Source organism: Marivivens sp. JLT3646 (assembly GCF_001908835.1).
Classification (GTDB): Bacteria; Pseudomonadota; Alphaproteobacteria; order Rhodobacterales; family Rhodobacteraceae; genus Marivivens; species Marivivens geojensis.
Genome location: NZ_CP018572.1, coordinates 1,316,036 through 1,338,704, shown reverse-complemented (window position 1 = coordinate 1,338,704; position 22,669 = coordinate 1,316,036). Strand labels below are relative to the sequence as shown.

19 protein-coding genes are annotated in these 22,669 nt (G+C 55.2%); 9 read left to right on the top strand and 10 right to left on the bottom strand.

The annotated features are described in order from the left end of the window. Window positions 1-143 precede the first annotated feature (143 nt). Genes BSK21_RS06615 through BSK21_RS06605 form a run of 3 tightly spaced genes read right to left on the bottom strand, consistent with a single transcriptional unit; the run spans window position 144 to window position 2,235 of the window. Window positions 144-623 (bottom strand): CinA family protein, encoded by a 480-nt coding sequence (locus BSK21_RS06615; RefSeq protein WP_067545055.1) that lies wholly within the window; start codon window positions 621-623, stop codon window positions 144-146. Further along, complete coding sequence (locus BSK21_RS06610; protein ID WP_074038984.1) at window positions 620-1,117, bottom strand: phosphatidylglycerophosphatase A; 498 nt, start codon at window positions 1,115-1,117, stop codon at window positions 620-622. Before BSK21_RS06610 ends, BSK21_RS06615 begins: the two co-directional genes overlap by 4 nt. After that, window positions 1,114-2,235 carry a bifunctional 2-C-methyl-D-erythritol 4-phosphate cytidylyltransferase/2-C-methyl-D-erythritol 2,4-cyclodiphosphate synthase gene (locus BSK21_RS06605; protein ID WP_067545052.1) on the bottom strand — a complete coding sequence of 374 codons (1,122 nt, stop codon included), beginning with the start codon at window positions 2,233-2,235 and terminating at the stop codon, window positions 1,114-1,116. Before BSK21_RS06605 ends, BSK21_RS06610 begins: the two co-directional genes overlap by 4 nt. A gap of 192 nt (window positions 2,236-2,427) precedes the next feature. Between BSK21_RS06605 and dusB the strand changes: the two genes are divergently transcribed. The 5 genes from dusB to BSK21_RS06580 all read left to right on the top strand — a co-directional run bounded on the left by dusB (window position 2,428) and on the right by BSK21_RS06580 (window position 9,627). Continuing rightward, a complete protein-coding gene (dusB, locus tag BSK21_RS06600) occupies window positions 2,428-3,423 on the top strand; it encodes a tRNA dihydrouridine synthase DusB (protein ID WP_197498051.1) in 996 nt (331 codons plus the stop codon). Further along, window positions 3,420-4,502: a nitrogen regulation protein NR(II) gene (locus tag BSK21_RS06595; RefSeq protein WP_067545049.1), complete on the top strand. Its 1,083-nt coding sequence runs from the start codon at window positions 3,420-3,422 to the stop codon at window positions 4,500-4,502. Before dusB ends, BSK21_RS06595 begins: the two co-directional genes overlap by 4 nt. Further along, a complete protein-coding gene (locus BSK21_RS06590) occupies window positions 4,502-5,866 on the top strand; it encodes a response regulator (protein ID WP_067545047.1) in 1,365 nt (454 codons plus the stop codon). The genes BSK21_RS06595 and BSK21_RS06590 overlap by 1 nt, the downstream gene beginning before the upstream one ends. A gap of 92 nt (window positions 5,867-5,958) precedes the next feature. After that, a complete protein-coding gene (locus BSK21_RS06585; RefSeq protein ID WP_082959347.1) occupies window positions 5,959-8,214 on the top strand; it encodes a PAS domain-containing sensor histidine kinase in 2,256 nt (751 codons plus the stop codon). A gap of 15 nt (window positions 8,215-8,229) precedes the next feature. Further along, window positions 8,230-9,627 carry a sigma-54 dependent transcriptional regulator gene (locus BSK21_RS06580; RefSeq protein ID WP_067545042.1) on the top strand — a complete coding sequence of 466 codons (1,398 nt, stop codon included), beginning with the start codon at window positions 8,230-8,232 and terminating at the stop codon, window positions 9,625-9,627. Between the two features lie 6 nt (window positions 9,628-9,633). On the opposite strand, the gene BSK21_RS06575 is transcribed toward BSK21_RS06580, so the two are convergent. After that, entirely contained in the window at window positions 9,634-10,167 is a 534-nt protein-coding gene (locus BSK21_RS06575; protein WP_198039384.1) for a TetR/AcrR family transcriptional regulator, read from the bottom strand. Window positions 10,168-10,455: 288 nt separating this feature from the next. On the opposite strand from BSK21_RS06575, the gene trkA reads away from it, so the two are divergent. From trkA to hflX, 4 genes are all read left to right on the top strand, one after another. Continuing rightward, window positions 10,456-11,832 (top strand): Trk system potassium transporter TrkA, encoded by a 1,377-nt coding sequence (trkA, locus tag BSK21_RS06570; RefSeq protein ID WP_067545037.1) that lies wholly within the window; start codon window positions 10,456-10,458, stop codon window positions 11,830-11,832. After that, window positions 11,832-13,352, top strand: coding sequence for a TrkH family potassium uptake protein (locus BSK21_RS06565; protein WP_067545035.1), 1,521 nt, complete (start codon window positions 11,832-11,834; stop codon window positions 13,350-13,352). Before trkA ends, BSK21_RS06565 begins: the two co-directional genes overlap by 1 nt. 110 nt (window positions 13,353-13,462) lie before the next feature. Beyond that, the gene (gene hfq, locus BSK21_RS06560) at window positions 13,463-13,696 is read left to right on the top strand and encodes an RNA chaperone Hfq (RefSeq protein WP_067545032.1); all 234 of its coding nucleotides are present in this window, start codon (window positions 13,463-13,465) and stop codon (window positions 13,694-13,696) included. Beyond that, window positions 13,680-14,978, top strand: a complete 1,299-nt coding sequence (gene hflX / locus BSK21_RS06555) for a GTPase HflX (protein WP_231924638.1) — start codon at window positions 13,680-13,682, stop codon at window positions 14,976-14,978. The genes hfq and hflX overlap by 17 nt, the downstream gene beginning before the upstream one ends. On the opposite strand, the gene BSK21_RS06550 is transcribed toward hflX, so the two are convergent. From BSK21_RS06550 to BSK21_RS06525, 6 genes are all read right to left on the bottom strand, one after another. Further along, window positions 14,979-17,435 (bottom strand): penicillin acylase family protein, encoded by a 2,457-nt coding sequence (locus BSK21_RS06550; RefSeq protein WP_067546517.1) that lies wholly within the window; start codon window positions 17,433-17,435, stop codon window positions 14,979-14,981. A 136-nt stretch (window positions 17,436-17,571) separates the two neighbouring features. After that, a complete protein-coding gene (locus BSK21_RS06545; RefSeq protein WP_067545026.1) occupies window positions 17,572-18,894 on the bottom strand; it encodes a branched-chain amino acid ABC transporter permease in 1,323 nt (440 codons plus the stop codon). After that, entirely contained in the window at window positions 18,891-19,901 is a 1,011-nt protein-coding gene (locus tag BSK21_RS06540; protein WP_067545023.1) for a branched-chain amino acid ABC transporter permease, read from the bottom strand. Before BSK21_RS06540 ends, BSK21_RS06545 begins: the two co-directional genes overlap by 4 nt. 1 nt (window position 19,902) lies before the next feature. Continuing rightward, window positions 19,903-20,616 (bottom strand): ABC transporter ATP-binding protein, encoded by a 714-nt coding sequence (locus tag BSK21_RS06535; RefSeq protein ID WP_067545020.1) that lies wholly within the window; start codon window positions 20,614-20,616, stop codon window positions 19,903-19,905. After that, window positions 20,613-21,395 (bottom strand): ABC transporter ATP-binding protein, encoded by a 783-nt coding sequence (locus BSK21_RS06530; RefSeq protein WP_067545017.1) that lies wholly within the window; start codon window positions 21,393-21,395, stop codon window positions 20,613-20,615. Before BSK21_RS06530 ends, BSK21_RS06535 begins: the two co-directional genes overlap by 4 nt. Before the next feature lie 92 nt (window positions 21,396-21,487). Beyond that, complete coding sequence (locus tag BSK21_RS06525) at window positions 21,488-22,663, bottom strand: ABC transporter substrate-binding protein (RefSeq protein WP_067545014.1); 1,176 nt, start codon at window positions 22,661-22,663, stop codon at window positions 21,488-21,490. Window positions 22,664-22,669: the final 6 nt, after the last annotated feature.

Genomic DNA, 22,669 nt, shown 5'->3' with positions numbered 1-22,669 from the left:
GAATTGGGAATTCCCGTTGATGGTGGGCAAAGGCAGGATTCGAAGTGCTTAGGAAAGGCGCAATTGCCGATTATCGTGATAAAATATTCAGCAGTTTTGCAAATGATTAAATATTAGGCACACGCGGAGCAGTAAGATTAAAATCAGGGCAATGGTGAATCTGCGGCTTTGAGTAAGAGATCAAGCGCATGATCCCGAGCGGCAAGACGCACGTTTTCACGGCCCAAGGCGCCAAACTCAATGGTTTCGGTCCGCGTTGTTGTGCCGTTGGTGATCCCAAAACAAACACGACCTTCGGGTTTATAGTCGGACCCTCCGGGTCCAGCGATCCCTGTGATCGATACAGCAAGCGTTGCGTTAGAATGGATAAGCGCGCCGCGGCACATCTCATCCGCGACCTGTTCACTCACCGCGCCAAAGGCATCCAATGTCTGCGCTGACACACTCAACATCGCGATTTTAGCGTCGTTGGTGTAGGTGACAAAACCCCGATCAAAGATTGCCGAACTGCCTGCAATGTCCGTGATCGCCGCCGACACCATGCCTCCCGTACAGCTCTCGGCTGTGGCAATGACGATGCCTTTTGCGCGTGCGATTTCAAGAAGCCGTGCAGTGCGGCTCACATCAGCACCAAATGAAACAGCGCAGCAAAGCCGATCGTCACGATAGCGGCAAAGACACCTGCAATCACATCGTCAAGCATAACGCCCAGCGCGCCACCTTTGCGATCTGCCCAACCAACAGGGCCCGGCTTTGTGATGTCGAACAGGCGGAAGAATATGAACGCGCAAACCCAACCTGGCCAGAGGCGCGTCACGTCGATGTTCATCATTGAGGCGCCATAGATCACGGGCGCAAGGGCGATCCATTGTCCGATAACTTCGTCGATGACAACCTCGGACGGGTCGTGATCTTCTTTGCCGTCAATATATATGTTCGTGAAATACAGTCCTTTGAAAAACCCGGCGACAATCGCGAAAGCAAAGAACCAAACGCCACCAATTTGATAAATCGCCCAAGCAAAGGGCAAGGCAGCCAGAGAACCCCATGTGCCAGGGGCAGGGCGGAGAAGGCCGACGTAAAAGACTGTGACAGCTAAACGAGCGAGTTCTTTCATAGTTTCACCAATGTTGCTGTTGCAATGGATGCGATGCCTTCTTCGCGGCCTGTAAAGCCGAGCCGCTCTGAAGTCGTCGCCTTAACGCTGACACGCGCTTCATCGAGGGTCATAATCCGCGCCATTTCAGCCTTCATCGCCGCAGCGTGTGGCCCGACCTTGGGCCGTTCGCAGATCAGCGTGCAATCGACATGGGTGATCGTAAAGCCATTTTCACGCGCCAAGGCGCAGGCGTGTTCTAAGAAAATATAGCTGGCGGCACCCTTCCATTGTGGATCGGAGGGCGGGAAATGTTGACCGATATCGCCCATGCCGAGCGCGCCGTAGATCGCATCCGTTACCGCATGCATCCCAACGTCCGCATCCGAATGACCCTTGAGGGCCTTGTCATGAGGGATTTTCACGCCGCAGAGCCAGACATGATCGCCGTCTTCAAAAGCGTGAACGTCAAACCCGTTGCCTGTGCGAATATCCATGTCGGCCCTCAGTATTGCTTCGGCTCTCGCAAAATCCTCGGGAGCCGTGATTTTAATGTTCGTCTCGTCGCCCGCCACGATAGCAACGTCAAGCCCAGCCCGACGTGCAACCTCCACATCATCGGCAGCGTCTCCGACCAAGTCGCGATGAGCGGCTAGGATTGCATTATAGTGAAAACCTTGGGGCGTTTGTGCACGATATAGACCGTTGCGATCCTGCGTTCCAATGACGGTTCCGGCATCTCCGCGCCAGAGGGCATCGGTCACCGCAAGCGCTGGCGCTGCCGCGGTGTGGGTGGTCAGGGCGGCGACAACCCGATCAATGACCGCGTGGGGCACCAAGGGACGCGCTGCATCGTGGATTAATACGAAGTCCGGGGCCGTGTCTGCCATCGCCTCTAGTCCTGCACGAACAGAGGCAGCGCGGGTTGCGCCGCCAGCAACACAGCGGCACCCCTTTAATTCATCAGCACGATGCATGTCATCGGGATGAAGAACAACGATAACCAGATCGCAGCCAGAGAACCGAGTAATGGACCGCGTGAGGATCATCTCACCTGAGATGCTTCGCCATTGCTTGGGCATGTCGCCGCCCGCTCTGACACCGCGTCCCGCCGCCACAATCAATGCTGCTGTCGTCATTAAAACCTCGGTTCGTTTTACGCAGTCTTAAGCGTCTCAAGCGGGTCGCGCAAACCATGATAGCTTTGCGGGCGTTTTGATTAAAAATTAGGCATCAACGCGCAAATGCCTAAATAGTATCGCTGATTTCATTGTGAGTTCGGCCCGAAATGGCTAGATCAAGATCGAACGCTCAACAAATAGGCAAAATTGGTGGATCGGAACGATTCCTTATTGATTGGCGATGTGGCCCTGTCGCCGACAGTGGCGCTGGCTCCGCTTGCGGGGATTACAGACCTGCCGTTTCGCCAGTTGGTGGGTGAATTTGGCGTAGGTTGGGTCGTGTCCGAAATGGTCGCCAGTCAGGAAATGATCCAAGCGAAACCTGGTGTCCGCGAAAAGGCCGAACTGGGATACGATCAGGCCAATACCGCCGTGCAGATCGCAGGGCGCGAAGCCTACTGGATGTCAGAAGCCGCACGTTTGATCGAAGCAAACGGTGCACGGATGATCGATATCAACATGGGTTGTCCCGCGAAAAAGGTGACGAACGGCTATTCAGGTTCTGCCTTGCTGAAGGATTTGGACCACGCGCTCACATTGATTGAGGCAGTCGTGGACGCGGTTTCCGTACCTGTGACGTTGAAAACACGTTTGGGCTGGGACGATGCGCTTTTGAATGCGCCTACGCTCGCCAGACGGGCCGAAGACGCTGGGATCCAGATGATTACGATCCACGGCCGCACGCGATGCCAGTTTTACAAAGGCAAAGCCGATTGGGATGCGATCCGTGCTGTCAAAGATGCGGTGGCGATCCCCGTAATTGCAAACGGTGACATTATCGACACCGCATCAGCTAAAGAAGCGCTCGATCGGTCGGGGGCAGATGGCGTGATGATCGGACGAGGCGCGCAAGGGCGGCCATGGGTTCTCGCACAAGTGGCGGCAGACCTTTCTGGCACAAAGGCCCCAGAAACGCCGACCATTTCGGAATTTATTGAATTGGTTTCAAAACATTACGAGGCGATCCTGTCATTTTACGGGGTCGACCTTGGCGGGCGCGTCGCGCGGAAACACTTGGGTTGGTACATGGATCAAGCCGCACCGAGCGCAGAGCTTCGACGTGCGGTGCTGACAGAAAAATCACCCGAACAGGTACTGCGTCTTTTGCCAGACGCGCTATGTGACATGGAAAGACGTGCAGCATGATCAATGATCAAAACCTTTGGAATTCGCTGCCTGTTCCGGCCTTGTTGCTGGGTGGGGATGACACGATCCTCGACAGCAATCCCGCAGCTGAGAGTTTCCTCAACCTGTCATCCAAAGCCCTGACGGGTTCGAATGTCTGGGAAAAGGTGATGATCGATGCACCGATCGAAGAGGCCTTTGAGCGGGCACGAAAATACAAGACGTCACTCTTTGTAAACGACATTGATGTGGGTTCGGGTGAACGCCCGCCGATGCAATGCAACATCCAGTTTTCTCCGCTTCAAGGCACCGACGACCAGATGGTGATGATGATTTCGCCGCGCGAAATCGCGAGCCGCATGACGATCAACACGTCGTCGGGAAAGGCCGCGAAGTCCGCGATCGGTATGGCTGAGATGCTGGCGCACGAGATCAAGAACCCGCTGGCTGGGATCACGGGTGCGGCACAGTTGTTGTCGATGAACCTCAACTCAGAGGATCAGGAAATGACCGACCTGATCGTGGATGAATGCCGCCGCATCGTTAAGCTGTTAGAGCAGGTCGAGCAATTCGGGAACCTTCGCCCACCTGTGGCAAAGCCCGTTAACATTCACGATATTTTGGATCGTGCTCGGCAATCAGCGTCTGTCGGATTCGGTGCGCATATGATGTTCGTCGAGGACTATGATCCGTCGCTGCCCCAAACAATGGCGGATGCAGACCAGTTGCTCCAAGTGTTTCTGAACTTGCTGAAAAACGCCTCTGAGGCGGGCAGTGCGGGTGGCACCATTCGTCTGCGGACATTCTATGATCCGTCTTTGCGCGTGCGTCGACCTGACGGCACCCATGCGCGGCTACCGCTTCAGATCGAAGTGATCGACGATGGCCCAGGTCTGCCACCCGAAATCGCAGCCGATGTATTTGAACCTTTTGTTTCTGGTCGAGAAAACGGAACCGGCCTTGGCCTTGCGCTGGTGTCGAAATTGATCGCCGACGTTGGCGGTTGGATTTCTGTGGACTCGGTCCCCGGACGCACCTTGTTCCGCATTTCACTACCTCTTGCGCCCAAAGACCTTCAATTGACTGACGGAGAGACCTAATGGACGGCACAGTCCTCGTCGCCGATGACGATCGCACAATTCGCACCGTTTTGACCCAAGCATTGACGTGGGCCGGCTGTAAGGTTCACGCCACGTCGTCGATCGTGACGCTGATGCGCTGGGTCGAAGAAGGGAAGGGCGATCTGGTTATTTCCGACGTGATCATGCCCGATGGCAATGGCCTTGAGCAGGTGCCCAAGATTGCAGAGCTACGCCCAGGTCTGCCCGTCATCGTGATTTCGGCACAGAACACGATCATGACCGCAATCCAAGCGGCCGAGGCAGATGCCTATGATTATCTGCCGAAACCGTTCGACCTACCTGATCTGATGAAACGTTCGGCGCGAGCTCTGGAAGTCAAACGCCGCGCGCCGGCACCGCGTATCGATAGCGACGAACGGACAGGTGATTTGCCTCTCGTGGGTCGTACAGCTGCGATGCAGGCGCTTTATCGGCTTGTCGCTCGGGTTATGAACACTCCACTGCCTGTGCTCATCACGGGGGAAAGTGGCACGGGTAAATCATTGATCGCCCGTGCAATTCATGACCTATCCGACCGTCGGAGCCTGCCCTTTGTTGTGGTGGCGCCCTCTGACCTCGAAGGTATGGATGGGCCCAGCACAGTGATTGCACGCGCCAAAGGTGGATCGGTCCTCTTTGACGAAGTGGGTGACCTGAGCCAAGACGCTCAAGCGCGGATTGTGCGGATGCTAGACGCCTTAGGCGAAAACGCGCCACGGATCATGGCGACGAGCCAGATTGACCTGATGTCGCGCATGGAGTCAGGTGAATTCCGCGAGGACCTTTTCTATCGCTTATCTGGCGTAACGATCGCCGTTCCATCGCTTCGCGAACGGGTTGATGACGTTGCGATCCTTGCTGAACACTTCCTGTCGAAATCAGAACGTGACGGCATGCCTGCGCGCCGCCTGTCGCAAGGGGCGCTGGATCTGGCTCGTGCCTACAGTTGGCCCGGAAACGTCCGCCAGTTGGAAAATGCCATGCGCCGATTGGTTGCGACTGCAGCCGAGGAGGAAATCACGCGCGGTGAGATGGAGATGATCCTTAGCAACCAACCCGCTATGGAACCGCTGCGCAGTGGCGACTCTGGCGACAAACTCTCGGCTTCGGTGAACAAACACCTGCGTCGGTATTTCGATCTGCATGGCGGCGTTCTCCCGCCCCCGGGACTGCACCAGCGTATTTTGCGTGAGGTTGAGACGCCGTTGATCGAGATTGCACTGGATGCAACTGGTGGCAATCAGGCGAAATGTGCTGATCTTCTCGGGATAAACCGAAATACACTCAGAAAGAAGATCACCGAGCTCGATATCCGCGTGACACGGCGCCGTAAGTTGATGTAAATTCGCCACACAACAGTGGCGGAAGAGTCGCATGACCTTTTGACCATATAAGGCGGTAGCGAGGAAAACCTCGCATTTTACAGGACGAGCGGGTGCAACACTCCCTCTTGGGTCAAATTCTCAGCCAGTTCAGCTGGTGGAGACGAAAGCGTTCGGTTCAGAACGCTGCAACACTCGGATTGGTTCTTTTGGGGCCAACTCTTGTGGCGCTAACCTTTGTTGTTTTGGGACCGCTAGATCAGGGCGCCGCGGATAATTCGCTCCGTCTCGTCTTGCTTGCTGACTTTGTTTATATCCTCGTCGTTGCTTCACTCGTCATGCAACGCGTGGCCAAGATGGTCGCAGCGCGTCGCGCGCGTTCGGCGGGCTCTCGGCTTCACCTCCGCCTGACCGGCGTTTTCGCGCTCTTGGCGCTGATCCCAACAGTCATGGTCGCCATTTTCGCCGTTCTATCGATCAATATGGGCCTTGAGGGTTGGTTTTCGGAACGCGTCGGGAATGTTCTGAACAATTCACTCTCCGCAGCGCAGGCCTATAAAGATGAACACCGCCGTGAATTGACCCGCGATGGAGAGGCTCTGGCTGGGTATCTCAACCTCAAACGCCAAGCGACGCCATTCATGACCGATGGCCAAATCCGAGAGGCTCTTGCCGCCGTTCAACCGCAAATCGACCGCACCCTTACTGAGGCGTTTGTGATTGATAGTGCAGGGGATTTCCGCGCCCGCGCCGTGGGATCCTACGAGTTTGACCTCGAACGCCTTACGCCCGAAGAGATTGAGGTTGCCGATGCTGAAGGCCAACTTTTGATCGAAGACTGGGATAACAACGAATTTAGGATCGTTATTCCGCTAGAAAGCTACCTTGATCGTTACCTCTATGTGAGCCGCGCGGTCGACGGGAGCGTCCTGTCTCTACTTGACGAAACTGAACAAACTGTTGGTCTTTACAACCAGTTGGAGAACGAACGTGGACGTCTGTTTTTTGAATTCGGCCTCGTTTACCTGGGGTTCGCATCTATCCTGATCCTTGCCGCTATTTGGCTTGGCCTTTGGTTCGCGGAACGCCTCGCACGTCCTGTTGGACGCCTCGTGACAGCCTCGCATCGTGTGGGCGAGGGTGATTTAGATGTGCGTGTTCCTGAGATCGTTGGGGATGATGAAATCGCGCAATTAGGTCGAGATTTCAACAAGATGACTGAGCAACTTAAAGCGCAGCGCACGGAGTTATTGGAGAATACCCAACAGATCGAAGGTCGCCGACGGTTATTCGACTCTGTGCTTGGGTCGATTACGTCAGGGGTTATTGGCCTCGATCCAAATGGCAATATCAGTTTTGTTAACCGCTCGGCGCGTCGATTGCTCGATATCGACAGCATGCAAAAAGACGTCGCTCTATCGGTCGCTGTCCCAGAATTTGGCCCCGTGTTTGACGCCCTTCGCACCGAAGGACGCGAAGTTGTTCAAGAGCAGTTGAACCTAATAAGGTCCGGCAAACAAGAGACTTTGCTGGTTCGAATGGGTACACGGCGCGCGCAAATGCAAGGTGAGGGTGAAGCGGCACTTGAAGGATACGTTGTGGCGTTTGACGACGTGACCGACCTCGTGACCGCCCAGCGAACTGCAGCTTGGGGTGATGTCGCCCAGCGGATTGCGCATGAAATTAAGAACCCGCTGACGCCGATCCAATTGTCTGCGGAACGGATCAAACGTAAGTTTGGGCCCAAAGTCGGTGACGAGAGCGACAGCCTGACACAAATGACGGACGTCATTGTTCGGCAGACGGGCGATTTGCGGCGCATCGTGGATGAGTTTTCCAAATTCGCAAGGATGCCAGAGCCTGTCAAAACGACCTTCGATTTGGTGACGCTGTTAAGAGATTCCGTTTCACTTCAAGAAGTTGGCCAGCCTTCTGTTAAGTTTGTAAGCGGCATCCCAACTGATCAAGTGGATGCCGAAATTGATCAAACTATGATTGGGCAGGCCCTTACTAACCTTATTAAAAACGCTGGTGAAGCCATTGAAACACGTCAGGAAAAAATGGGTTCTGATTTCATCCCAGAGATCCGCGTGACTATGGCTGTCGATGGCGAAATGGCGCGGATCACCATTTCTGACAATGGCATCGGATTGCCAGAAGATCGTGCGCGGCTGTTCGAACCCTATGTCACCACCCGCGACAAAGGCACAGGCCTTGGCCTGCCGATTGTACGCAAGATTATCGAAGAACATGGCGGCACTCTAACACTTGAGGACGCTGAAACCTATGACGGCACCGGCCATTTCGGCGCGATGGCTGTTGTTGATCTACCTGTGCTGGCGGCGGGACCGCGAGACCAGAAAACGTGAGTTTATGAGGGACTTATGGGCGATATTTTAATCACCGATGACGAACGCGACATTCGCGAACTCATCTCGGACATTTTGAAAGACGAGGGTTTTTCGACCCGCATGGCGGCCAATGCAGACGAATGTATGGGCGCAATCGCGGCAGAAAAACCTGCATTGATGATCCTCGATATTTGGCTCAAAGACAGCCACATGGACGGGATCGACATTTTGTCGAAGGTTAAAAAAGACCACCCGGAAATTCCGATTGTGATCATCTCTGGTCACGGCAACATTGAGATTGCAGTCGCTGCGATTAAGCAAGGCGCCTACGACTTCATCGAAAAACCGTTTAATATCGATCAGTTGCTGGTGGTTATTAAACGCGCCATGGAAGCATCGCGTCTGCGTCGCGAAAACCTAGCACTGAAACGGTCTGATGGTCCCGCGGCAGAAATGCTAGGCGATAGCGCAACGTTCCGCATCATGAAGTCGCAACTGGATAAAGTTACAAAATCCAATGGTCGTGTGATGTTAACGGGCGGTCCTGGTGCGGGCAAAGAGATCGCAGCGCGGTATATTCATGCGAATTCTAACCGCGCGGATGCTCCTTTTGTGGTCGTCAGCTCCGCATCGATTGATCCAGACCGGATGGAAGAGGTTCTGTTTGGGCGCGAAGGTACAGAGCGTGGCCTTGAAAAAGGTCTGCTGGAGCAGGCTAATGGCGGCGTCATTTATTTCGATGAAATCGCCGATATGCCATTGGGAACACAGACTAAAATCCTTCGTGTCCTTGTCGATCAGAAGTTCTCTCGCGTTGGTGGTTCGGATGTAATCGAAGTCGATCTTCGGGTGATTTCATCAACCAACCGCGATCTGAATGCTGATATTGAGGCAGGCAACTTCCGCCAAGAACTATACCACCGCCTTAACGTTGTTCCGATTGAGGTTCCAACCTTGGAGGAGCGCCGCGATGATATTCCTCTATTGGCTGAACACTTTATCGCGGAATTGAACAAGACGCAGGGCCTGCCCATGCGGGCGTTGTCAGAAGATGCACGCGCAATGCTCCAGACTATGATCTGGCCAGGAAATGTGCGTCAGTTGAAGAACGTGATCGAACGCGTTCTGATCCTTGGCGATAGTTCCGAGCCGATCAGCGCTAAGGAGCTTCCAAATGTTGAGGAAAGTGCTGCGACCGAGGGACGGATCGTTCTGTCGGGCGCGCTCGCGACATTGCCGCTTCGTGAAGCACGTGAACTGTTTGAGCGTGAATATCTGCTGACCCAAATTAACCGATTTGGCGGCAATATCAGTCGCACAGCGTCCTTTGTTGGGATGGAACGGTCCGCACTGCACCGCAAATTGAAATCGCTTGGCGTTGTGACAACCAGCAAGGCGGGCGCGCGGATCGCCCAAATCGAACAGGATTAATCTCTGTTAGAATGATGAGATGATGGCGCGCAGGTTGTTTTCCATGCTGCGCGCTGCGTCCTGCGCACTATTGCGGCACGTATCGCGGAGCATGAAATAAACCTCGGGTCCAGATGCGACAAACACCATATCGCAGGCTTGATAGAAAGAGGTTCCCAGCTTCTTGCGCAGCGGGTCCATTGCTAAGCGGATCAGCGCCAAGCGTCGTGCTGCGTAGGGAATCGCCGACACGTCAGAATTTGCGGCAGATGCCAATTTTTCCTGCGTTTTGGCGATGAACAACCGATATCCGGCCTCATTTCGCATCACGAAATCAATTACGATCCGATTGGCGAGGTTGACCCGATCAATGACCGACAAATCCTCTGTGCAGTTCGATTGAAAATGCTGGATGAAGTCGGCCTGCGCCCCAATGTCTTGGCTCGTGACGGCTTCGAGTTGAATCGTCTCTGGGTTTGGAAAATAACGGTAGGCCGTCGCGGTGGAAATCCCTGCGCGTTCGGCAACAGTTGCAACGGTGACCACACTTTGTTCAGCCATCAACTCTCGAGCGGCGATCAAAAGTTGGTTTCTAGTTTTTGCTTTTTGAGCGATCCGACCGGTCGATTGAACCATTGAACGATGTAGTTTTGACATCACTAAACTCTTCTTACTGGATAATGTGCTGCGAATTTTATTCATACAATTCAAGCATGACGATAGTTAATCCCATACACGCTATGGATTAGTAGGGAATTCCTTACCTGAGCGTCAAAGAGAGGGCTTCCATTGACCCTTTCCTGTGCATCTGCCACTTGTAGCCCAACCAAGATATTAGGAAGCTCGGTCATGAAAGTTATCATTTGTGGCGCAGGTCAGGTTGGTTGGCAGATTGCACGGCACCTGTCTTCGGAACGCAACGACGTAACTGTTGTTGATAACAACCCCGAGCTGGTGCGTCGTGCAACGGAAACCTTGGACGTGAACGGCGTCACCGGACATGCATCTTATCCCGATGTCCTTGAACGGGCAGGGGCGCGGGATGCAGAGATGATCATCGCTGCAACACATTCTGACGAAGTAAATATGGTCACCTGTCAGGTGGCGCATTCTGTGTTTGCCGTGCAGCGCAAAATCGCACGCTTGCGGGCACAAAGCTATTTGGACGCGATCTATTCCGATTTGTATCGACGCGATCATTTGCCAATCGACGTTGTTATTAGCCCTGAACGCGAAGTGGCTGAGGCTGTTTTGCAGCGATTGTCGTCGCCAGCAGCTTTCGACACCGAGAACTTCTTTGAGGGGAAGGCACAGCTTTTGGGGATCACCGTCCGCGAGGATTGTCCTGTAATCAACACGCCGCTTCGTCAATTGACTGACCTGTTTTCTACCTTGCGCGCTATCGTTGTCGGTATTCGCCGCGAGGGAACCCTGTTCGCACCCGCAGCAGGCGATCAGATTTTTCCAGGCGATGACGTGTATGTGTTTACCAGCACCGATGACGTGACGCGTACGCTGGAGGTGTTTGGCAAAACCAATGTCAAACAGGAACGCGTCGTTATTATTGGCGGGGGTAACGTTGGCCTTGCTGTCGCGCGTGCATTGGAAACCAGCACGGATCGTGTTCGTGTGAAGGTTATCGAAAAGAACCGTTCGCGGGCTGAGATTGCGGCCGACGCCCTTGAGCGGACGATTGTTCTGCATGGGGATGGCTTGAATGCAGCGCTCCTCGAAGAAGCGAACGTCAGTAGCGCGGATGCGGTTTTGGCGATTACGGACGACGATAAGACCAACATGCTCGCAGCGGTGCGTGCAAAATCGCTCGGCGCTGGGATGTCGATCTGTTTGACCAACGATCCGACCTTGGTTCCGCTGATGGGACCACTCTATATCGACGCCTACATCAACCCACGGGCCACAACCGTTTCGTCGATCCTGCGTCACATTCGACATGGTCGCGTGCGGGCGGTTTATTCGATTGGTGATGCAGAAGCAGAGATGATCGAAGCCTATGTCCTCGGAACTTCGCCGATTTCTGGTCAGCGTATCAGAGAGATCGATTTCCCGGAGGGCGTTCTGGTCGGTGGGATTTTCCGTGATCGGAAATACCTCAAGCCGACCGGCGACTTGCGGGTCGAAGAAGGGGACATCGTCGCGATCTTTGCGATGACCTCTGATGTTCCTGCCGTGGAACAATTGCTTCAGGTTTCGATCGATTTCTTCTGATGCTTAAGCGGATCACAGACCTTCCGTTTTTTGTCCTCCTTATGGGGATTTCGTCTTTGGCGATGATTGCGCCTGCGGCCTTTGCATTGTCGCATGGGCACCACGCGATTGCGCGACCGTTCTTTTATTCGATGATCCTGTTTATGTTGCTCACGACCCTGATTGGGTTTGCAACACATGGTCAGCAACCGCGCCGCGTGGCGCGAAGCCACCTTATTACACTGGTCGGCGCATACCTGATCCTGCCGATCCTCCTCGCCGTTCCATTTCATGAAGCCCACGGTCGAACGACGTTTTTCGATGCGTGGTTCGAAATGGTGTCAGATTTCACCACAACAGGGTCCACTCTCTACGACAGCCCATGGCGGATGAATGCGGCGTTGCACCTATGGCGCGCGATCGTGGGTTGGATGGGTGGTCTGTTTATTTGGATCACCGCTGTCGCGATCCTTGCCCCGATGAACTTGGGCGGGTTCGAGGTCCGTAACGCGGGTGCGCCTCAGGGCACGGTGCAGAGTTTTGTTCAAATCACGCGTGTCGCGAATACGTCCGAGCGTTTGACGCGCTACACCCTCCAGCTTGCGCCGCTTTATATCGGGCTCACCTTTGCGCTTTGGGTTGGGCTGTCGGCGGTCGGTGAACGTCCCTTTGTCGCTTTAATCCACGCTATGTCCACGATGTCGACCTCGGGGATATCTGCGACTGGCGGTTTGTATTGGGCAAACGGTGGCGTTCTTGGCGAAATACTGATCTTTGCCTTTATGTTCTTTGCGGTGTCTCGCCTGACCTTCAGCAGCGACATCCTCGCCCAAGAACGGGGCCGTCTCCGCAAAGATCCTGAAATACAAATGGCGCTTTTGTTGATCACGATTGTGCCGACGCTTTTGTATCTTCGCCATTACGTTGGCGTCCTTGAGGAACATCGCATCGATGGGCTACTCACCGGCCTAAAGGCACTTTGGGGCAGCGTGTTCACTGTAATGTCGTTCCTGACCACGACTGGTTTTGAATCACGTTACTGGTCGATGGTTGCTGATTGGTCGGAACTCTCAACGCCCGGGTTGGTCCTGCTTGGCCTATCGATCACGGGCGGCGGAATTGCGACGACTGCGGGCGGAGTGAAACTCTTACGGGTCTATGCGTTGTTCCGCCATTCAGAGCGCGAATTGGAACGGCTGATCCATCCCAGTTCCGTTGGTGGCTCGGGCCAAGAGGCGCGTCGTATTCGTAGGCAGGGCGCGCAGATCGCTTGGGTGTTCTTTATGCTCTTTGCGCTATCCATCGTGGGCGTGCTCACAGCGCTTTCGCTTACTGGTGTGCAGTTTGAGAACGCAATTGTTCTCACCGTTGCCGCACTTTCCACTACAGGTCCTTTAGTCGAGATCGCAGCTGAAGCACCGATTTCGATCTCGGGTGTAACGAATGAGGCCAAGATGGTGCTGGCTCTTGCGATGGTTCTTGGGCGGCTAGAGGCGCTGGCGATTATTGCTCTTTTCAACCCCGATTTTTGGCGCAAATAAACCCTACGATAGATGGTTGATTTTGGGGCTGGAATCTCTTTCGCGGGTTAGACATACTCACACCAAAGACGGAGGCCGGTCCGCGGCCACAAGAATAAAGGATAATATCAATGGCGGCCGACAAGCAGAACCTTCAGGATGCTTTTCTTAACCATGTTCGCAAAGCCAAAATCTCGGTCACTATCTTTTTAGTGAACGGCGTTAAACTGCAGGGCGACATCACGTGGTTCGACAATTTCTGTGTGCTCCTGCGCCGCGATGGCAAATCGCAACTGGTCTATAAGAGCGCGATCTCCACGATAATGCCGGCTGCACCTGTCAGCCTTTATGACGGCGAAGAGTAAGACCATCATGGAGGAAACGGACAGGCCTGCAACGCGGGCCTGGGTGCTCCACCCAGACATTAAATCAGATCGTAACCGCCGTGCTGCTGCACCGGCGCTGGACGAGGCTGTCGCACTTGCGGCGGCCCTGCCTTCGCTGGAAGTCTTTGGTGCGACGATCGTATCGCTGCCCAAAGTTCAGCCGGGTTATTTGTTCGGCTCGGGCAAAATCGAGGAATTGAACCAGCAGTTCAAAGCTGAAGAGATCGAACTCGTTTTGGTCGATGGCCACCTGAGTCCTGTTCAGCAGCGGAACCTGGAAAAGGACTGGGGCGTTAAGATCCTCGACCGTACCGGCCTGATCCTCGAGATTTTCTCGGATCGTGCGCGCACCCGCGAAGGCGTGCTGCAGGTCGAAATGGCTGCACTGTCCTATCAGCGGACACGTCTGGTGCGGGCGTGGACCCACCTAGAGCGTCAGCGCGGTGGTTTGGGCTTTGTTGGTGGTCCGGGTGAAACGCAGATCGAAGCCGACCGCCGTGCCATTGACGAACAGCTCGTTCGTCTGCGTCGCCAGTTGGACAAAGTGGTTAAGACACGTGAACTGCACCGTAAGGCCCGCGCAAAGGTGCCGTTCCCGATTGTTGCTCTCGTTGGTTACACCAACGCGGGGAAATCGACGCTCTTCAACCGTGTGACAGGTGCCGAAGTCTTTGCCAAAGACATGCTCTTTGCGACGCTTGACCCGACTATGCGTCGTCTCAATTTGCCAAGCGGCGAAGAGATCATCCTCTCCGACACTGTGGGCTTTATCTCTGATTTGCCGACCGAACTGGTGGCATCCTTCCGTGCAACACTCGAAGAGGTGCTCGACGCCGATTTGATCGTTCACGTCCGTGACATCAGCCACGAGCAGACCGAAGAACAGTCCGAGGATGTTCATACGATCCTCCAATCACTTGGCGTTGCCGAAACAGCGCCGATGATCGAGGTCTGGAACAAGGTTGATCGTCTGGATGACGAACAGGCCGACGCAGTGCGGACGCAGGCGGAGCGCACCGAAGATATCTTTGCGATATCGGCGATAACGGGCGAAGGCCTTGATACGCTGCTCGATGCGATTTCACTGAAACTACGTCCTGATCACATGATCGAGGTTTTGACCCTGCCATTTAGCGCGGGCAAAGCACGGGCATGGCTGTTTGCTCAGGGCGTGGTCGAAGCGGATGTGCAGACAGACGAAGGCTATCAGATGACGGTCAAATGGACGCAAATCCAGAAAGACCGTTACGCCCGAGTGTGATCAGTTCGGCACCAGCACCGTAACGCCCACGGCACCCGCACGCGCAAGCGACGGATCAAGCGACATGGGGATATACTCCCCGCGTCGCCACAATTCGCCCATGTCGTCGTAATACCGGCTGAGCGGGTGGCCAGACTGACCTGTGGAGATGATAAAGACGGAACTATCTGGATCCGCAAAATCGTATACGCCGCGATACCCCGCCGCATGAACATTGCGGAACGGGGTAGGATCGACGCCCGAAGTCAAACCACGCAAAAGCGTGTTGTCGCCGCCCGAGGTCGATTGGTGAATATTCACGAACCAGCGCAAGATGGGCGCATCGGCGAGCGCCTTGTGCACGTGAACTGCCGTATGCGCGTCACCCCAGCGAAGCGATTCCAGCGAACCGCTCTGGTTCTCAGAAATCCAGATCAACGCTTCGTCCAAAGACTGTCGCGCGATGTCGACGCAGGTCTCAATGGGTGCAGATTGAATCACGTCGCACCATGCGGAGGCACCACCGATATCGCGATAGACCCGTTCAATGAAAATCGGATCAACATGAGTGAATGCATCGGCCACATCGCCCAGTTCATCGCGGATCAAGCGATCCTGTAGCGCGCGCATCCAAGCTGCATAGATCAGCGGCTCTGGCAGGTGTTCGTTCATTTCACCATTCCACGAGGCCAACATATCCAGCGCTTGCTGACGGCGACGTTCTGGTGTGCCTTCGGGCGCAGGATCGCCCGTGAACCATAGATCCGCACCAACCAGCGGCAAGAGAGAACGGGCGGTGTAGCTGACCGTATCCAACTGCGCTTCGATAAAGCTTTCGCGCGTGTGAACACCGCGCGCCTGCATGAGACGCTGCCAACGATAGATACGCTGACTGTCTCCCCAGACATAGGACACATGGTTCGGGAAAGCGGCAGTGCTGGTTTTATTATTGGTGTTGCCGATGATGCCGCCTTCGGGATCGACGATCGACGGATTGGTGTCATAGGGCAGGGTGCCGCGCCATTGGTTCTGCGGCAGATAGCCGTACGTCGGCATGCGCCCCTTACTCTGATGAGCTTCGTCACGTGACGGGATCGTGCCTATGGTTTGCATGGCAATCCCATTCGGATCAGCGAGCATGAGGTTCTGCGCGGGCGCGATGTAGCTTCGACCCGCAGCGATAGCCGACCGAACAGAGCGCGACCGCATAATGCCCATTGCAGCAGACAAGGAGGTGTCCTGATCGCTCAGCCCAGTCCAAGCCAGAGATACGACGTGACCCGCTGGACGTATGGTGGCGAGGTTAAATTGATCCGGAGGTAGGACAGGTCCATTCTGCGTCCACAAGAGTTTAAGCGTCACCGCAGGCGCATCTGCGATTTCAATGATGCTTTCGCGAGTTACAAAGTCGGCCCAGCCATCTGCAGTTCGATATCGATTGGATTGGTTTTCATCGACCTCTTCGAGGTAGAGATCCATATCGTCCGCCCAAGCGCTGGTGATCCCCCAACCTAGGCTCGCGCTGCGTCCCGTCAGAACGACTGGCACACCGGGGATCGTTGCGCCGATTACGCCGCCAGTCGACAGCTCCAACCGAGCCAAATACCACGGCGAAGGCGCGGTCAGCATCCCATGCGGATCATTGGCAAGAAGGGTCGAACCAGAGGTCGAACGCGACGGACCCGCAACCCAAGCGTTCGAGGCGCCAGAAAAATCAGCGGCAGGAAGCCCCGCGCGTGACGCATCGGACCAATCGAATGCGACTTCGGTCGGAAGGTCCTGAACAAGTGACGCATAGGACGGCAGCGCGGTGACGCTCGTTCCGGGAACCTCTGGCAAAATATCATGGATACGGTCGTCGGTAATGCGCTGCGATACGCTGGCGCGCAGAACTTCGGCCTGAAGGTGGCCGCTTTGGCGGAACGCATAGAGTTTAAAGAGCGCGATACTATCGGCTGGCTGCCAAGGAGCGATGGGTTGATTGAAGACCCACATCTCTGGCGCGCCACGACCACGCACACCGTTGTTCACCTCTGTCAACCACGCGTTCACACCTGCGCTGTAGGCGTCAAGCGCGGCTTTGGTATGGTCATCCTGCGTCTCAACGCTCGATAACGACAGGTTATAGAGGTCGAGACGCCGCATCAGGATATCAGAAGGCAGCATCGATTGCCCGAACACCTGCGCCATGCGTCCTTGGGCGGTGCGGCGATCGGTGATCATCTGCCACATGCGGTCTTGGGCGTGGGCAAAGCCGAGGGCGAAGAATACATCGGGATCGGTTTCGCCAAAAATATGTGGAACGTCAGAGTTATCGCGCACGACCTCGACCGTTGCGCCCAGACCATCGACGGCGATCGTTTCGTTGTAATCGGGCAAGGATCGCGAAGCGAAATAATAGGCCAGCGTAAAAGCCGCCAAGGTGAAGCCAATCAGCCCCGACGCAAGCCAAAACATCAAACGAAACACAGTGATCATACTGCCCCCAACGCACAGCATCGGCGTTCGTTATGGTGCCGACGGCTCTACTTATCGTGATGGTGCATATTCGGCAAAAGCAAAAGGGACAAGCCCGCGGCCAAATAAGAAAACGGGGCCCTGAGGCCCCGCTTTGTCAATTTTCTGGTAGCATGCCGCGTGGATTGAACCGCAAGACAAAGAGCAGAACCAAGCCCATGGTAAAGAGCCTCATATGCGCTGCGGCCTCTGTGATGCGAACGGCGACCCAGTGACCTTCGGGCAGACCGTAAGTCAGCACTTGAGCGAGCCACTGGCCCAGCGGTTCAACCTTGACCCAGAGCCACCAGATCAGAAAACCACCGAGAACAGAGCCGAGGTTATTGCCAGAGCCACCAACGATCACCATCACCCAGATGAGGAACGTAAACCGCAAAGGGTGATAAGACGCAGGGGTCAACTGTCCATCAAGCGTCGTCATCATCGCACCCGCGAAACCACAGACCGCTGACCCGAGGATAAATATCTCGAGGTGACGGCGGGTAACGTTTTTACCCATCGCACGTGCAGCGGTTTCGTTATCCCGAATAGCACGCATCATACGGCCCCATGGGCTGTGACGCGCCAACTGCGACAGTACGAGGATCGTCACGAGTACAGCGGTGAACAAAAGTGCGTAACCGATCTTCACGTAGAGGGTCGAAGCCGTCACTGGATCGAGGCCGAAGCTCGCAGCGTTAGCTACAAATTCAGCGCTTTGCTGAAGGTCAACTTCGTAAGGAACGGGACGCGGTAAGCCATTTACGTTCTTTGCACCACGAGAGAGCCACTCTTCGTTCTTGAGGATCGCAACGATGATCTCAGCGATACCGAGTGTCGCAATGGCGAGGTAATCAGACCGAAGACCGAGCGCCGTTTTACCGATAATCCACGCAGCACCAGCCGCAAGGAGACCGCCAACAGGCCAAGCCACCAACACAGGCAGGCCAAGGCCACCAATATTACCTGTGACCGACGGATCAATCGCCTCGACTGCTTGAACGCCGCTATCGAACACAGCGCGGTAAAGGAAGAAACCACCGATCAGGATCGCGAGGGTCAGAACGCCACGCAGACGACCTTGGGGCAGCTTCATCCGCATCAGGATCGTGCCTGCGATGGTCAGCGCACCGAGGATCAAACCGAGGATGATCCGATACCCACCAGCCGACCAGCTCTCTGTCACGGGCGGCAGCGAGGTGACAACAACGGCCAGACCACCCAAGGCCACAAAGCCCATGATGCCCGTGTTGAACAGACCTGCATAGCCCCACTGGAGGTTCACCCCCAGCGCCATGACAGCAGAGACCAGCGCCATGTTCAGGATCACCAGAGAGGTGTTCCATGAGCCCGAAAAAATCCAAAAGTTCGTGCTGCCCTCAATGATGAAGAGCGCAGCCATGAAGCCAAAGAATAGGATTGCACGCATGTATTGGGTCATACGGATTGCCCCTTGAATAGGCCGGTCGGTTTAAACAGAAGCACGACGACGAGGATCGCGAAACTGACCGCAAATTTATATTCGGTCGACATCAGCTGCAGCAGGCCATTCGGCTCTAGTGCTTCGGGCAGCAGATAGATCGCGACCTTTTTCCAAACGTAGGTCACCATGACCTCGGAGAAGGATACGACGAAACCACCGACAATCGCGCCCAGAGGGTTGCCGAGGCCACCAACGATCGCGGCCGCAAAGGTCGGCAGCAGCAACTGGAAGTAGGTGTAGGGCGAATAGGCTTTATCGAGGCCATAGAGAACGCCAGCTGTCGTCGCGAGCATCGCCACGATCACCCACGTCACCATCACGACGCGGTTCGGGTTGATACCCGACAGGAGCGCCAAATCTTCGTTGTCCGAGAAAGCGCGCATGGATTTACCCGTGCGAGTTTTATTCAAGAACCAGAAGAGCCAAGCAACGATTGCGATCGCGACAACGAGGGTCAAAACTTGGGTCGTGCGGAGCGCGAGGGCTTCGTCTAGACCAGACCAGTTTTTGAAATCACGTGCCTTGATAATAAAACGTGTACCGTCGTCAAAGGTTTGGTCTTTCACGCCAGCCATGAAACGAATGAGACCGTTCATCACGAACATAACGCCCAAGGACGCCATTACAAAGATGATCGGGACAGCGCGTTTCTTGCGGTAAAAGCGATAGATCGCAAAGTCGGTGCCGACGAGTAGAACGGCCGTAATCGCAACCGCAAAGGGCAGGGCGAGTAGGGCGGTTGGAAGTGGCCCGAGGCTGATGCCCCAAGATTGGAACAGCGTCGTAATGCCAATGGTGACAACGGTGCCAAAAGCCATCGTATCGCCGTGCGCAAAGTTCGAGAACCGCAGGATCGAATAGATCAGCGTTACACCCAATGCACCCAGAGCAAGCTGAGCACCATAGGTTGTCGCGGGAATGATAAGGAGGTTGGTGATAGCCACCACAGCGTTGAGGAAATCCATATTAACCTCCGAGGAAGGAACGGCGGACTTCAGGGTCGGCCAGTAGGTCTTTGCCAGTGCCAGTGTGGGCGTTGGCACCCTGAACCAGAACGTAAGCACGGTCGGCGATTTCAAGCGCCTGTTTGGCGTTCTGTTCCACCATCAAAATCGGAATACCTGTGCGGCTGACCTCAATGATACGGTCAAAGAGTTCGTCCATAACAACGGGCGACACGCCAGCAGTCGGTTCGTCAAGAAGGAGCACTTTGGGCTTTGTCATTAGCGCACGGCCAACGGCCACCTGCTGACGTTGACCGCCAGATAGTTCACCCGCTGCCTGAAAACGCTTATCGCGCAGGATCGGGAAGAGATCGTAAACCTGCTCCATCGTCTCGCGGTAATCATCGGTGCGAATGTAGGCGCCCATCTCGAGGTTCTCTTCGACCGTCATCGACGGGAAGATGTTGCGCACCTGCGGGACAAAGCCCATACCTTTCATCACACGCTCTTGGGGTGAGAGTTTGGTGATGTCCTCACCGTCTAGGCGCACAGCACCAGAGCGGACGTTCAGCATACCAAAGGTTGCCTTCATCGCGGTCGATTTACCAGCACCGTTTGGGCCAACGATCACGGCGATTTCGCCCTTGTTCACTGAGATTGTGCAATTGTGGAGGATGTCAGGACCACGGCCATAGCCGCCCGTCATATTGTCCCCGATCAGGAATGGTTCGCTCATGCGCCCACCTTGTCTTTGTTCTTGAGGCCAGTACCGAGGTAGGCTTCGATCACCTGCTCGTTTGCCTTGATTTCAGCGAGAGTTCCTTCGGCCAAAACCTTGCCTTCTGCCATACAAATGACAGGGCCGCAGATTTTGCCGATGAAGTCCATGTCATGTTCGATGACGACGAAGGTGTAGCCGCGCTCTTTGTTGAGCTGGAGGATGGCATCACCAATGGTCATAAGGAGCGTGCGGTTCACACCTGCACCAACCTCATCGAGGAACACGATCTTTGCGTCGACCATCATCGTGCGGCCAAGCTCCAACAGCTTTTTCTGACCGCCAGAGAGGTTGCCCGCTTTTTCGTCTGCCAGATGGCTGATGGTGAGGAACTCTAGAACTTCATCCGCTTTGGCACGTAGAGCACGCTCTTCATCAGCGATACGCTTGCGACCAAACCACGTGTTCCAGAGGGTTTCGCCCGATTGACCAGCAGGAACCATCATCAGGTTCTCACGGCAGGTCATCGAATGGAATTCATGAGCAATCTGGAACGTCCGCAGAAGGCCCTTGCCGAACAAATCATGCGGAGGCAGGCCAGTGATATCCTCACCGTCCATCATCACACGCCCAGATGTCGGTTCAAGAACACCTGCAATCACGTTGAAAAGAGTAGTTTTTCCGGCACCGTTTGGACCGATCAAACCAGTGATCGAGCCTTTTTCGATGCTCAGCGAAGCTCCGTCTACGGCTTGAAAGCCGCCGAAGTGTTTATGGAGGTTGTCGACGACAATCATTTTGATCCCCAACGGCGCGATTGATCGCGCTCATCTTATGGAAAACGGCGCGGGGACAGGCCCCGCGCCGCATAGAACGTCATTTCTGACGATTAGCGGTATTCAGCGGTTACCATTTCGCCGCCTTCAAAGGTGACGACGCGGTAAGAACCTGCAGCTTCGCCGCCGTTTACCAGTTCAACGCCAGTCGCGCCGATCAGGTCAACGTCGCCGCCAGCAGCGAGGATTTCAAGAGCTTTGCCCAGTTCGCCCGGCATGATCGGCTCACCCGGAGCGTTCGCAACCGACTCTACATATTCTTTGTAGACGTTCGGGTCGGTCGAGCCAGCAGCCTGCATAGCAAGCAGGATCAGAGCAGCTGCGTCATAAGACTCCGACGCATAGGTGCCTTCGCCGTTGAACCCTTCTGCAAGGCTAACAAAGGTCTGGTAGCCAGGGTTGTCCGAACCAGGAGCCTGACCGTAGGAACCGTCGATGTCAGCACCGAAAGTTGCCGGCAGTGCGTCGCCGATCATACCATCGGGGAAGTGGAACAGGTCGAATGCGCCAGCGTCGATCGATGCGCGAACGATATCGCCGCCACCTTGGTCAACGTAGCCAGCAACGACCAGACGCTCACCACCAGCGGAGGACAGCGCTGCAACTTCTGCAGAGTAGTCACCTTTGCCAACGTCGTGCGCAGCAGAAATGGTGACTGTGCCGCCCATGCCTTCGTATGCAGCTTGGAAGCTGTCTGCGAGGCCTTTGCCGTAGTCAGAGTTGATGTAGGTCAGGGCAACCGAGCCAACGCCTTGCTCTTTGAGCAATTCAGCCATCACAACGCCCTGACGAGCGTCAGACGGTGCAGTGCGGAAGAAGAGGCCGTTGTCTTCGACGGTCGAGAGACCCGGAGAGGTCGCAGACGGCGAAACCATAACCATGCCGTTCGGCACAGCAACGTTCTGAAGGATCGCACCGGTTACACCAGAGCAGTCAGCACCAAAGATACCAGCAACGCCTTCAGCGATCAGTTCTTCGGCGGCAGCGGTCGCAGCAGCAGCGTCAACGCAGGTCGAGTCCTTGCGGATCGGCGTTACAGTCATACCGCCGAGCAAGTTGCCCGATGCAGAAACTTCAGCCATCGCCATTTCAGCGCCAGCAGCCATGTCAGGTGTCAGCGATTCGATCGGACCAGTGAAGCCAAGGATAACGCCCAGTTTCACTTCGTCTGCCGAAGCAGCGCCAGCAACCAAAGCGGTGGCCGCAGTGGCCAGCAGCAGTTTTTTCATTTATAG